The following is a 12,666-nucleotide window of genomic DNA, read 5'->3' on the forward strand; positions in this document are numbered from 1 at the left end:
GTGCTTGCGTTAAATTTAACCCGCAGCAAGCTCATCCGGCGCGATTAAAATTCCGAGCCAGCAAAATTCTAGCCGCACCGCTGCACGCCGCACTAGGTCATAAATTTAGTTTAGCGATACGCCGCCCGCTGCAAAATCAAACCCGTCGGCGCAGACTACGCACCGTCGCGAGCTAGAATTTCATTCGACACAGGCCGCTTGCTGCGCCGCAATAAGCCCCGACCTGCGCGCTTTGTAAATCGCGAAATTTTAATCTCGCGGCGCGTTGTAATCGCGCACCGAAAAGCAAATCGAAACGCCGCTCCGCCGGATCCGCCGCGTTTAAATTTAGCCCCCACGGATTTATGCCTTTCGAGAGAGCGTCGCCTGCCTAGTCGCACGTTTAAATTTACGCCGCCTGAGGCCGATTTGCTATCTGTGCGCAACAAAAAAAGCGTGATCGCCCACTGCTTCGCACGATAAAATTTAACCGCGCGGGGCAGCGCGCTATGCGAGCAAATTTAAAACGCACCGTATTTATAACCGCTCAAATTTCAAGCCAGGGCCGCCCGATCAAAATTCCGCCGCAGGCTAGAGCCACTGATTAAAACACGCCGCCTGCGATCGGAACGTCGTTCCAAAGATAGCGCACCTCGCCCGAGCTTATCTCGATGATCGAGTAAAAATCGCCGCAGATAAGCAGATAGCGGCCGTCCGCGCGGCTCGCCAGATCCTTTGCGGCAAGCTTCTTACCCAAGATCACGTCGCGCGCGTCGCCGTCGTAAAAGTTCGGCGCGAGGTCCAAAAACTCGAGCGGATTTAGCGCTGCCTCGTCCGCAAAGCGCGGATCTTTCAAATCAAAAACCCCCTCGCTTTCTCGTCTAAGCGCGCTTAGCGTGCCACAAACGCCTAGCTTTTCTGCTAAAATTTGCGCGAAAGAGCGCACGTAGCCGCCCTCGCTAAGCGCAACGCGAAAGCTTACGAAGGGGTGAGCGTAGCTTAAAATTTCAGCATCAAAAACCCGCATCGAGCTCTCTTTCAAGCTCACCTCTTCGCCCGCGCGAGCGAGCTTGTATGCGCGCACGCCGTCAATTTTCTTGGCGCTGAAAGCGGGCGGGATAAATTTTATCTCGCCGCGCATTTGCGCCATCGCAGCGTCTAAAATTTCGCGCGAAAGCGGCGGAATTTGCTCCACGCGCCCTATATTTTCGTTATCGCCGCTTGGGCTTTGCGCGCCCAGCCACAGCGTCGCGGTATAAACTTTTGGCTCCTTTTTCAAAAACCTAAAAAAGCGCGCGTATTGCCCAAATGCCACGATCAGCGCGCCGGTTGCGAAGGGATCGAGCGTGCCGCTAAAGCCCGCCTTTTTCACGCCGTATTTGCGCTTAAGAGCGCTTAAAAATTTATTGCTGCCGATGCCCGCGGGTTTGTCCGCCAAAAACAATCTATTCATAAGTGCCGATCTTTTCTACGAAATTTGACATTATTACGCGCGAAATTCCGCCGAAATTTATAGTGAGCCGATCGCCGTTTACCGCCGTGATCTGTCCGATCCCAAATAGTTTGTGTTTGATCAGCTCGCCCTTACTAAAGCCACTGCTTTGCTCGCGCGGCGGCTCTTTAGCTACCAAACCCGCCTCGGCTATAAACCTGCTAGCATCGAGCCTCTCGCGCTTGCCGCGATAAAAGCGGCTAGCGGCAAAACTAAGCGTGAGAGTGCGTTTGGCGCGCGTAATCGCTACGTATGCGAGCCTACGCTCCTCCTCGATGTCATTGCTGTCACCCAAAAGCGGGAAAAAGCCCTCCTCCAGCCCGATTACGAAAAGATGCTCGAACTCAAGCCCTTTGCTCGCGTGCACGCTCATTATGTTTATCGCATCGCCCATGATGGCGTCTTGATCGCTAAGAAGGCTTAGCTCGTTTAAAAATTCCGCCAGATCAAAATCGGGCTTATTGCTCGCTTCGTCCTTCAGCATAGCCAAAAACTCGTCGATGTTCGCTACCCGATCGGCGCCGTCTGGAAGCGAGGCGTAGTAAGCCTTTAGCCCGAAAGCGGGCTCCAGCGCGTCTATTTTTTTGATAGTATCCGCTAGCGCGGAGATAGAAGCGATACCGCTTTTAAGCTCCGCTAGAGCCTGCGCCGCCTTGGCGCTAAGCCCCGCATCCGGCTCGCTAAAGGCGTCAAATAGGCTGATAAGCCGCAGGCGCGAAAGCTCCTCGAGCTTTGCCAGCGAGACCTTGCCGATGCCGCGCTTGGGCACGTTTATGATCCGCCTCATCGAAAAATCGTCGTGCTCGTCGTTTACCAAGCGTAGATAGGCGATCGTATCCTTGATCTCGGCTCGCTCGTAAAATTTCACGCCGCCTACCATTTTGTACGGGATTTTGGCTCGATTTAGCCCCTCTTCCAGTGCGCGCGAAAGAGCGTTTACGCGGTAAAGCACGGCGATTTCAGAGGGCGCTACGCCGCTTGAAAGCAGCTTTTTGATAGCTTCTGCGATCTTTGCCGCCTCGATACCCTCCTCGTCCGAGCGCAAAATTCCGATCTTTTCGCCGCCGCCGTTCATGCTAGTAAGGCTCTTGCCGAGGCGGTTTTTGTTATGCGAGATAAGCTCGTTGGCGGCATTTAAAATTTCATCCGTGGAGCGGTAATTTTGCTCGAGTTTGATAAATTTTACGTTTGAGAACTGATCTTTAAAATTTAAAATGTTTTCTATCCGCGCACCGCGCCAGCCGTAGATACTCTGATCGTCATCGCCCACTACCGCGAGGTTTTCGTGCGCGGCACAAAGCTTTTGCAGCAGTTTGAATTGAATGTCGTTGGTGTCCTGATACTCATCGACCGTGATATAGGCGTAGCGGCGCGAAATTTCATCGCATAGCCGCTCATTGGCGTTTAAAATTTTATACGGCAAAATTAGCAGATCATCGAAATCTACTAGATTATTCGCCGCCAAATACACTTCGTAGCGCTTATATGCTCTAGCGCAATGCGCGTAAAATCCGCTATACATCCTGCTTAGCTCGTCATCTTCGCCCTTTAGAAGCTCGTTGATATCTTTAGGGTCGATTAGGGAATTTTTGTAGGTTGAAATTTTGGCCGCTAATAGCGACGTGGGCAAATTTATCTCAAAGCCCTTGATGATCTTTTTCTTATCGTCCGTATCGATTACTTGAAAGTTTGCGCTGCGTCCAAGCTCGCTAATATGAATTTTTAAAAACAGAAGTCCAAATTTATGAAAGGTGCACAAAAGCGGCACGCTGCTTAAATTTAGCCCGCTTATCAGATTAAGCGCTCGCGAGCGCATCTCGGCGGCGGCTTTGTTCGTAAACGTAAGCGTGAGAGTATTTTCTGCAGGCACGCCGTTTGAGAGCAAGTAGGCAAGGCGTGCGGTGATCGTTTTGGTTTTGCCGCTACCAGCACCCGCTAAGATTAGCATCGCTCCGTCCACGTGGCTCGCAGCCTCGCGCTGAGCGGGATTAAGACCTTCTAAAATATCGCTCATTTTGAAAAAATTTTACGCGATTTTTCGCGCTTAAGCCACTCGGACTCGGGCTGGGAAAAATTTACCGCGATGGGCTTGCCGTCCACGACGATCTGCAAGACCGCGTAAAACGGCACGCTAAGCGTGCTTGCAAAATCCTGCGGCCCAAATCCTGCCTCGAAAACCAGCTCATCCTTGCTAAGATGCGCGCTAGAGAGCGTGTATTCCTCTAGCTGCAAAAAGATCGCGGGCATTTTGAAGCTTTTTAAAATTTCCTCCGGCAGCGGCGGGTCAAATTTTATCTGATCCGTCCTCGCAACGATGCCAAATCCATATCCAAGAGCCAAAACGTAGTCCAAAACCGCGCCTATATGTGTGCTGCTCGCAGCGATAAATTTATCGTCTTTTAAAATTTTATCTATCATCCTAACCCCTTACAAACTCATCTACAAGCGCCGCGACCTGCTCTATGCCGATGCGCCAAAACTCGCTTTTATTTATGTCAAACCCAAATTTCGCCACCAGCTTTTGCGGCTCGTCGCTGCCGCCCGAGCTTAAAAACTCAGTGTAAATTTGAACGAAATTTTCGAGCCTGCCACTCTTATACAGCCCGTAAAGCGCGAGCACCAAAAGCTGTGCGTAGGCGTAGGAGTAGCAGTAAAACGGCGAGTGGATGAAGTGCGGGATGTAGCTCCACCAGCTTTTGTAATGATCCTGTAAGATTAGCTCGCCCGCAAACATCTTGCGCGACTCCTCCATCCAAAGCTCACCCACCTGCTCAACGCTTAGCTCATCCGCACTCGCATGCACGCGCCGCTCAAAGGTCGTAAATCCGATCTGGCGGTAAAGCGTCGCGAAGATATCCTCGATCTTTGCCGCGAGCATCGCTCTTAGCGCGGTCTTATCGCTTGCAGTCTGCGAGGGCATACCCGTATCGCGAGCGGCAAGCTCGCACGAACCCGCAGAGTCTTGCGAAGCGGAGTTTTTTACGGCGCGCTCGTTTGGAATTTCACCGCCCTGGGCCTCTTGCGAAGCGCTGCGTTTAAAATTTTGCGAACCGTCCGAGGCGGCGCTTTTAAAATTTAGCAAGCCGTTTAAATTTGAAAAATTTTCGCGCATATAATCAAACACCAGCATCTCGCAGAAAACTGACGCAGTCTCAGCCGTCGTTAGCGGCGTAAAAGAGTTAAAATAGCCCACGCCGTAGCTTAGATACTGATGTATCGCGTGCCCCAGCTCGTGCGCGAGGGTAAATACGTCGCGGCGCTTGCGGGTAAAATTTAAAAGCACAAAGGGGTGCGTGTCGCGCGAGCCGGAATGCGAAAACGCGCCGCTTTGCTTATTTTGCGCGGGCATCGCGTCGATCCAGTTTTGCTCAAACGCGATCAGCGCGATCTGCTTAAATTTCGGGCTAAATTTTTCAAACGCCGCAAGCACGATCTGCTTAGCCTGCTCGAAGCTAAACTCGCTCTCATCGCCCCCGAGCGGCGCGTATCTGTCGTAATCATACAGCGCGTCGTAGCCTAAAATTTCGCGCTTTTTGGCGTAAAATTTGCCGACTAGACCGAAGCTTCGCTCCGTCTCTGCGATCAGCGCATCGACGCTTGCGATGTTTATCTGATTTTCCTCGTGCATCACCGCCTCGGCTTTATCGTAGCCGCGCAGCTCGCAGCGGATTTTAAGATCGGTTTTGATCATATTGTAGATGTAGCCAAGCAGGTGGGAATTTTGCTCTAGCACCGCACTTAGCGAGGCTGCGGCGTCCTTTCGCACCTCGCGATCAGGGCTATGAAGCAGGCTTAAAATTTCCTCCTCGCCAAGCTTTTGCCCGCGAAAATCAAAGCTCATCCGCGCCATGCTCTCGTCAAAAAGTCGCGAAAACGCCTCGCCGCTTACAGGCGAAGTTTTTAAAAGCACGCTTTCTTGCGGCAGGCTTAGCTGGTGGGCTTTGCGCCGTTTAAGTAGGCTCAAATAGTATCCGAATCTCCCGCTTCCTGCGATAAACTCGTCCTGTTTTGCGGCATCAAGCTCGTTAAACTCAAGCTCGAAAAAAAGTAGGCTCTGCGAAATGTCGTTGCAAGCCTGCTCCGTCTTAGCCTGCTGCGCCCCGAGACTCGTATCTCGCGCAAAGCTAAGATGCGCAAAGCTCATTATCTTGCCGATCTGCTCGCTGATGCCCTCATAAAGCTCAAGCGCGCCTAAAAACTCCTCCGCGCTAAGAGCGCGCAACTTATCTTTAAATTTAAGCTCAAAATCCCTAGCCTGCGCGGCCGCGCTATCTATCGCGGCGCTAAATTCCGCTTCGTTTGCAAACAGCTCGCCTAAATTCCAATTCATCGATTTCCTTTTAAAATTTTTGGATAATTTTATCAAAAAAGAATAAGTAAAATTTTAAAACCGCGAGATCCGCCGTCTCAGCGGAATTCGCGGTAAAATTTTAAGGTGAGTTATTTTTGCATACTTTGCGACGCGATCGCCGTAAAAATCACGTCGGTGGAGCTATTGATCGCGGTTTCTACCGAGTCTTGGATCACACCGATGATAAAGCCAATCGCTACGACCTGCATCGCGATGTCGTTTGAGATATTAAAGAGCGAGCACGCAAGCGGTATCAGCATCAATGAGCCGCCAGGCACGCCGCTAGCGCCGCACGCACCGACCGCCGAGACCACGCAAAGCAGTAGCGCCGTCCAAAAATCGGGACGCACACCGAGCGTATGAGCTGCGGCAAGCGCTAAGATCGCGATTACCACCGCAGCGCCCGCCATATTTATCGTAGCTCCCAAAGGGATCGAGATCGAGCTTAGCTCGTCGCTGATGCCGAGCTTTTTGCATAAGTTTAAATTTACCGGGATATTCGCCGCCGAGCTACGGGTGAAAAACGCTGTGAGGCCGCTTTCGCGCAGGCAGGTAAATACGAGCGGATATGGATTTTTCTTAATCACCGCAAAGACGATGAGCGGATTTACCACGAGGGCTACGAACGCCATCGCGCCTACGAGTACGACTACGATTCGCGCATATCCCAGCAGCGCATCGACGCCGGTTTGATACACGGTAGAGGCTACTAGGCCGAAAATTCCAAACGGCGCGAGCTGGATTACGAACTGCACGATCTTGGTTACCGCTTCGCCCAGATCGGTAAAAATTTTTTTCGTTTCGTTGGTACAAAATTTAAGCGCGACGCCAAGACCTATCGCCCAGGTTAAAATTCCTACGTAGTTTCCGTGCGCGATAGCGTTTAGCGGATTATCTACGACCTTAAAAAGTAGATCTTTTAGCACGATCCAAACGCTCGCAGGAGCGGTATTTTCCGCCGCGCCAACATTGCTTAGAGCAAGCTCCGTCGGGAATAAAAAGCTGGCTGCTACCCCCACGCACGAGGCTAAAAAGGTGCCTACGATATATAGAACAACCACTCGTTTTAAGCCGCTTGCGCTGCCGTATTGTTTATTTACGATCGAGCTTAAAATCAAGATAAAAACTAAAATCGGAGCTACCGCTTTAAGGGCGCCTACGAATAAATTTCCTAAAATTTCCGCAAAAGCTACTACGTTTATTAAAAACGAAGTGTGCTCTGCCGCAATATCGCCTGCCGCTGAACGTGCGGCAAAGCCCAAAATGGCGCCTATTATCAAGCCTGTAACTATGCGCAGAACTAGATTTTTATCTTTGTAGCTAGCTACTAATTTTTGAATTGAACTCATTTTTTACCTTTCAATCAAAACGTCGTTTGAAATATATCGAAATTTTATTTAAGCGCATTTAAATTTGGGCGAAATTTCGTAATTTTTAGTCAATCTTAAAACCTCGTTAGATAAAATGCCCCGAAATTTTAATTAGGAGCAGATATGTATCTATTTACCAGCGAGGTCGTAAGCCCCGGACATCCCGATAAATGCGCCGATATCATCGCAGACAGCATCGTGGATGAAATTTTAAAACAAGATCTAAACGGACGCGTCGCGGCGGAGGTTTTCATCGCGGGCAAACACGTAGTAATCGGCGGCGAAGTAAATGCCAAGATCGACTTTACCCACGACGATTACCGCCATATCGTGAAGGGCGCGCTTAGCGAGATCGGTTACAACGACAACCCTCATTTCACGCGCGCACAGTGCCTGCATCCGCAGGATCTGCAAGTAGACGTATTTTTAAACCAGCAAAGCCCCGACATCAACCAAGGCGTCGATCAAGAGGGCGGCGAGATCGGAGCGGGAGACCAGGGCATAATGTTCGGCTTCGCAAGCTGCGAAACGAAAAATTTTATGCCGGCGGCGATTACCTACGCGAGGCTTCTTTGCGATCACGTCTATGCCTACGCAAAATCCCATCCTAACGAGCTTGGCGTCGATATTAAAACGCAGGTTACCGTCGATTACGGCACGAAGAGCAATTTTGAGGAGTGCAAGCCGCAAAGCATCCATACGATCGTGGTTTCAGCGCCATGCGTCGAGAGCATGAGTATCGAGCGCGTCCGAGATCTGATCGGAAATTTAATCGATTCGGCGGGGCTTCCGAAGGAGCTTTACGACAAAAGCAAAACGATCATCTACATCAACCCGACCGGCCGCTACGTAAATCACAGCTCGCTTCACGACAGCGGCCTAACGGGGCGCAAACTAATCGTCGATAGCTTCGGCGGCTACAGCCCTATAGGCGGTGGCGCTCAAAGCAGCAAGGACTACACCAAGGTCGATCGCAGCGGGCTTTATGCGGCGCGCTATATCGCCAAAAATATCGTCGCGGCGGGGCTTGCGAAAAAATGCATCGTCCAGCTCAGCTACGCAATCGGCGTAGCTAAACCGGTAAGCGTCAGCGTCGATTGCATGGGGACGAATTTGGGCGCGGCAAGCGACGATGAGTTGTCCGCTTTCGTGCTTGAAAAATTTCCGCTCACGCCGCGCTGGATCATCGATAAATTCGGCCTTGATCGCCCGGGCAAAGGAAGCTTTCTCTACGCCGACGTCGCCGCACGCGGACAGGTCGGAAACGACGAGTACCCGTGGGAGCAGCTCGATAGCGTCAAGCTTTTTAAGGCTTTGAAATAAAATTTTACGCTTTGCAGTAGCGCCTTTTTAGCTTACGACATTCGCTAGGCTTGCAGCAGCGAGCCTAGCTCAATATTCTACGCGGCTTTGCAGCCGTGTAATTTATCGCGCGCCCAAAAGTAGCGTTGCAGCAAAATTCTCCATCAAAATTCTAAGCCGCGGAATTTAAGAGTTTTCGCAGGTAGAATCGAATTTTAAAATTTTAAGCCCAGCTCGCGCAAAATTTTAAAATTGGCGCGGTGAAATTCCAAGGCTGAGCCTGTCTAGTTTAGTGATAAATTCTAACTAGAGCAGGCTTTAAAAGTATTTGCATACAAGCTTTAAATCTGCAATCGCTTAAAATGAAATTTGACCTACAAAATTTTTTCTAATATGCTTCGTGCTTAATCTCCGAAAGACAAAATTTTAAATTCTCCTCACTTGTGATGTTTAAGCGTATAAATTTTAAAATTTTGCATTTTATTTGAAGTTTGTCGCTTTTATATAGAAAGAAAACCCGAAGCAAATTTCATTTAAAAGCGGTATCGGCAAGACAAAAACATTAAAATTTTAAAATGTGGAATTTATGAACGCTACTAATTTAAAATCTCAGATTGGCACGCTTCGCCAAAGCTCCTCCGCTAACTACGCGAAATGAAAAAGTAAGATTAAATTCTCCCCCGCGCGATGTCGCCCGCAAGCGAGCACGGCAAAATATCAAGCTTAAATAACGCAAAAGATAAAAGAATAAAGCAAAAATAGAAGAGGCTTGGAGCTTGATAAAATTCTAGCTTTGTGCGGCGGCGACCGAGCGGCTTTTAAATTGGGCTTAAACGCAGTGATGCGAATTGCGCACCTTAACTTAAATGCTAAAGCGGCGATAAAATTTCATCACCGCTTTCATAAATTAAAATTTTAAAGATACTGCCAAACTATGCAGCTGCAAATAAGTAAATCGCCTCATTTTAATCACCCGCGCCTCGCCTAAATTGTCTAAATTGCCGATCAAATTTAAGCCGCATACACCTTTATCTGGCGCTTAGTTTAGCGCGGCATAAAAATACAGCTAAAAAATGAAGCACTATTTCGTCTGATTATCCTCTTTTTTTGGTGCGGCAGTGCTTGCATTTATCTCGCTGGCTGCGCTATTTACGGGCTCAGGAACAGAGATTTTTTTCACCGAAGCGGTAAAATTCTGCTCGGCTTCAACGTCGCCCGTTTTTTCGATATATGTAAAATCGCCCATCTTCGTCCACGTTCTAGCTTTAGCTAAAAACGCCTTTTGGCTCTCCCAAATCTCTTTGAAATCGGGATTTTTCTCGCTTTCTTCGGCTAAAATTTCATCCGTCGCCTTGCGAAGCGCACGCATAATTTCAGGCGAAAAAGAGCGAATCTGAACGTTCGGATATTTCTTTTTGATCTCGTCCCAAATTATTACGTTTTTATAAAACGTCTCGTTTTCTGCGTATTCGCGCGCCTTTGCGATCGAAGCCTCTAGGATATTTTGTAAATCCTTAGGAAGCTTCTGCCAAGTTTGTAGATTTATCACTATCTGCTGCTCGCTAGCGGGTTCTTGCCATCCCGTATAATAGTAATTTGCGACCTTGTGAAAGCCTAGAGGTATATCAAAGCTAGGACTTGCCCACTCTACCGCATCGATGGTGCCCATCTCTAGCGCCATATATAGCTCACCTACCGGTATCGTAGCGACTGCGACGCCAAGGCGGCTCATAACCTCCCCGCCAAAGCTTGGAATTCTAAATTTAAGCCCTTTTAAATCGTCTAGCGTATTAATCTCTTTTTTAAACCAACCACCCATCTGCATACCGCTATTTAGGATATTAAAGACCTTTAGATTGCTTTTAGCATAGAATTTATCCGCTAGCTCCTTGCCTCCACCGAAGTAATACCAAGCGTGTTGCTCATCTTTCGTCATACCAAAAGGCACGGTCGTAAACAGCATATTCGCGCTATTTTTGCCTTTATAATAGTAGCTCGCAGTATAGCCTAAATCGTATTGTCCGTTTTTGACCATATCATAGATCGCAAAAGGTGCTTTATGTTTGCTAGGCGCGTCGATGCTGATTTTCAGCCTGCCATCAGACATACTATCTGCAAGATCTGCCATACGCTTGGCGACATCGCCTACGATAGGCATACTAAGCTCGTAAGTCTGAGCTAGCTTAAGGCGATAAACTTTCTTATCCGCGCCCCACAGCGACGTGGCTATAATCAAACTTAATCCGACAAGAATCGATTTTTTCATATACTACTCCCAAAATGAAATGGTGCGAATTTTATATAAAATCATCTAAATTCACGCTTTTATAACTAGCTTTTAAGCGAAATTTTCGCACAATTGTAGCCAAATTCGATAAGGAAAGGGCATGCAAGAAAAACATTACGAAGTAATCATCATAGGCGGCGGTATCACGGGCAGCGCGCTAGCGTACGTGCTGGCAGAATTTAGCGGAATCAAAAATATCGCTCTACTTGAAAAATACGAAGGGCTTGCGACGCTAAATTCTAAAGCCAGTGCAAATTCCCAGACGATTCATTGCGGCGACATCGAGACCAACTACGACCTGCAAAAAGCGACCGAAGTCAAGCGCAAGGCGGATATGATCGTGAAGTATTGCCAAAAGCACGGATATGAGAATAAATTTTTATTTCAGGGGCAGAAAATGGCTCTTGGCGTGGGCGAAAGTGAGGTAGAGCTAATTAAAGACCGCTTTGAGAAATTTAAAGAGCTTTATCCGTATTTGCAGCTTTTCGACAAGGAAGAGCTCAAAAAAATCGAGCCCAAGCTAGTTTTTGACGGACGCGGCGAGGAGCGAGCGGAGGATATCATCGCGATGGGCGTACAATCGGGAGTTTACACGACGATCGATTATGGCGCGATGGCGAATTCCTTCGTGCAAAACGCTAAAAACGTGGATGGCAAAACCTGCGATCTGTACCTCAACACCGAGGTGCAAAACATCACTAAAGTAGGCGATAAGTTTTATATCCGCACCGCAAATAGACTCTCGCTAAGCGCTGATTTTGTAGTCGTAGATGCGGGCGCTCACTCGCTGTGGCTCGCGCACAAAATGGGGCTTGGGCAGGATCTTAGCACAATCTGCATTGCGGGCAGCTTCTATCTAACCAAGCAAAAGCTTCTAAATGGCAAGGTTTACATGATGCAAAACCCAAAGCTTCCATTTGCCGCGCTTCACGGCGATCCGGATTTGCTCGCAGGCGGCTGCACGAGATTTGGCCCTACCGCGCTTACGATGCCAAAGCTCGAGCGCTACAAGGGCTGTCGTTCGGTGCCGGAATTTTTTCAATCATTAAATTTTGACATGGACGTAGCCAAGGTCATTTGGCAAAATTTTGGCGATAGCGAGGTAAGGGATTTCTTAATCCGCAATATAGGCTTTGAGATACCGATTTTAGGCAAAAAGCTTTTCGTCAAAAATGCGCGCAAGATCATACCTAGCATCCGCGAGGAGGATATTTACTACGCCAAGGGCTTTGGCGGCGTGCGCCCACAAGTAATCTCACACTCGCAAAAAAAGCTGATTTTAGGCGAAGCTAGAATAGGCGAAAATCCAGGGATTATCTTTAATATGACCCCAAGCCCAGGTGCTACGAGCTGCCTAGGCAACGCACTTCGCGACGCAAAAAGTGCTTGCGAATATTTAGGAGCGAGCTTTGATGATGCAAAATTTGACGCGGAAATGATGCGATAAAGAGGAATTTTCGATTTCGCTCGGGCAAGAATTTTAAAATTTTACTTCGGCGAGGATTTTAGAATTTTGCTCGTGCTTTACGTATATAGGAGATTTTAAAAAATTCCATTCAAACGCGAATTTTTAGAATTTAACCTGCACCGCAAGCTATGAAATTTTAAAATTTCACCATGCCGTAGAATTCTAAAATTCTCCCGCGCCATAAAATTTTAAAATTCCTTCGCCTAGCGAATTTTAAAAATTTAGAAATTTCAAAATTTTGCGTAAAATTTCGCCCAATGCGGCGATAAAATTTTAAATTTAAAGGAGAAAAGATGCTTAAAAAAACCAAAATCCTAGCGACCATCGGACCCGCAAGCGACAGCGAAGAGATGATGAGCGCAATGGTAAAGGCGGGCTGCAACGCCTTTAGGATGAACTTCAGCCATGGCACGCACG

Annotated in this window: 9 protein-coding genes; 3 read left to right on the forward strand and 6 right to left on the reverse strand. The window is 48.4% G+C overall.

What is annotated here, in order from left to right; genetic code table 11:
- Window positions 1-583: 583 nt before the first annotated feature.
- The 5 genes from truB to sstT all read right to left on the reverse strand — a co-directional run bounded on the left by truB (window position 584) and on the right by sstT (window position 7,171).
- Window positions 584-1,432 carry a tRNA pseudouridine(55) synthase TruB gene (gene truB / locus Q0117_RS09945; protein ID WP_297926146.1) on the reverse strand — a complete coding sequence of 283 codons (849 nt, stop codon included), beginning with the start codon at window positions 1,430-1,432 and terminating at the stop codon, window positions 584-586.
- Window positions 1,425-3,485 (reverse strand): ATP-dependent helicase, encoded by a 2,061-nt coding sequence (locus tag Q0117_RS09950; RefSeq protein ID WP_297926152.1) that lies wholly within the window; start codon window positions 3,483-3,485, stop codon window positions 1,425-1,427. Before Q0117_RS09950 ends, truB begins: the two co-directional genes overlap by 8 nt.
- A complete protein-coding gene (locus Q0117_RS09955) occupies window positions 3,482-3,889 on the reverse strand; it encodes a hypothetical protein (protein WP_297895831.1) in 408 nt (135 codons plus the stop codon). Before Q0117_RS09955 ends, Q0117_RS09950 begins: the two co-directional genes overlap by 4 nt.
- 1 nt (window position 3,890) lies before the next feature.
- A complete protein-coding gene (locus Q0117_RS09960) occupies window positions 3,891-5,801 on the reverse strand; it encodes a M3 family oligoendopeptidase (protein WP_297926164.1) in 1,911 nt (636 codons plus the stop codon).
- Between the two features lie 110 nt (window positions 5,802-5,911).
- Complete coding sequence (sstT, locus tag Q0117_RS09965) at window positions 5,912-7,171, reverse strand: serine/threonine transporter SstT (RefSeq protein ID WP_297926176.1); 1,260 nt, start codon at window positions 7,169-7,171, stop codon at window positions 5,912-5,914.
- Between the two features lie 144 nt (window positions 7,172-7,315).
- Between sstT and metK the strand changes: the two genes are divergently transcribed.
- Window positions 7,316-8,515, forward strand: a complete 1,200-nt coding sequence (gene metK / locus Q0117_RS09970; protein ID WP_297926184.1) for a methionine adenosyltransferase — start codon at window positions 7,316-7,318, stop codon at window positions 8,513-8,515.
- A 1,060-nt stretch (window positions 8,516-9,575) separates the two neighbouring features.
- Here the strand turns inward: metK and dctP are convergent.
- Complete coding sequence (gene dctP, locus Q0117_RS09975) at window positions 9,576-10,760, reverse strand: TRAP transporter substrate-binding protein DctP (RefSeq protein ID WP_297926198.1); 1,185 nt, start codon at window positions 10,758-10,760, stop codon at window positions 9,576-9,578.
- Window positions 10,761-10,881: 121 nt separating this feature from the next.
- On the opposite strand from dctP, the gene Q0117_RS09980 reads away from it, so the two are divergent.
- Together Q0117_RS09980 and Q0117_RS09985 are read left to right on the forward strand one after the other, a co-directional pair.
- Entirely contained in the window at window positions 10,882-12,228 is a 1,347-nt protein-coding gene (locus Q0117_RS09980; protein ID WP_297926208.1) for an FAD-dependent oxidoreductase, read from the forward strand.
- A 314-nt stretch (window positions 12,229-12,542) separates the two neighbouring features.
- Window positions 12,543-12,666 (forward strand): pyruvate kinase (locus tag Q0117_RS09985; RefSeq protein WP_297926212.1); only part of this gene is annotated, 124 nt, incomplete at its 3' end.

Origin of the sequence: uncultured Campylobacter sp. (assembly GCF_937997535.1) — a bacterium.
In the GTDB taxonomy this organism is placed as follows: domain Bacteria; phylum Campylobacterota; class Campylobacteria; order Campylobacterales; family Campylobacteraceae; genus Campylobacter_B.

Coding starts and splice junctions, on each gene's coding strand:
- truB (WP_297926146.1), bottom strand. CDS start 1,432: ATGAATAGATTGTTTTTGGCGGACAAACCCGCGGGCATCGGCAGCAAT.
- Q0117_RS09950 (WP_297926152.1), bottom strand. CDS start 3,485: ATGAGCGATATTTTAGAAGGTCTTAATCCCGCTCAGCGCGAGGCTGCG.
- Q0117_RS09955 (WP_297895831.1), bottom strand. CDS start 3,889: ATGATAGATAAAATTTTAAAAGACGATAAATTTATCGCTGCGAGCAGC.
- Q0117_RS09960 (WP_297926164.1), bottom strand. CDS start 5,801: ATGAATTGGAATTTAGGCGAGCTGTTTGCAAACGAAGCGGAATTTAGC.
- sstT (WP_297926176.1), bottom strand. CDS start 7,171: ATGAGTTCAATTCAAAAATTAGTAGCTAGCTACAAAGATAAAAATCTA.
- metK (WP_297926184.1), top strand. CDS start 7,316: ATGTATCTATTTACCAGCGAGGTCGTAAGCCCCGGACATCCCGATAAA.
- dctP (WP_297926198.1), bottom strand. CDS start 10,760: ATGAAAAAATCGATTCTTGTCGGATTAAGTTTGATTATAGCCACGTCG.
- Q0117_RS09980 (WP_297926208.1), top strand. CDS start 10,882: ATGCAAGAAAAACATTACGAAGTAATCATCATAGGCGGCGGTATCACG.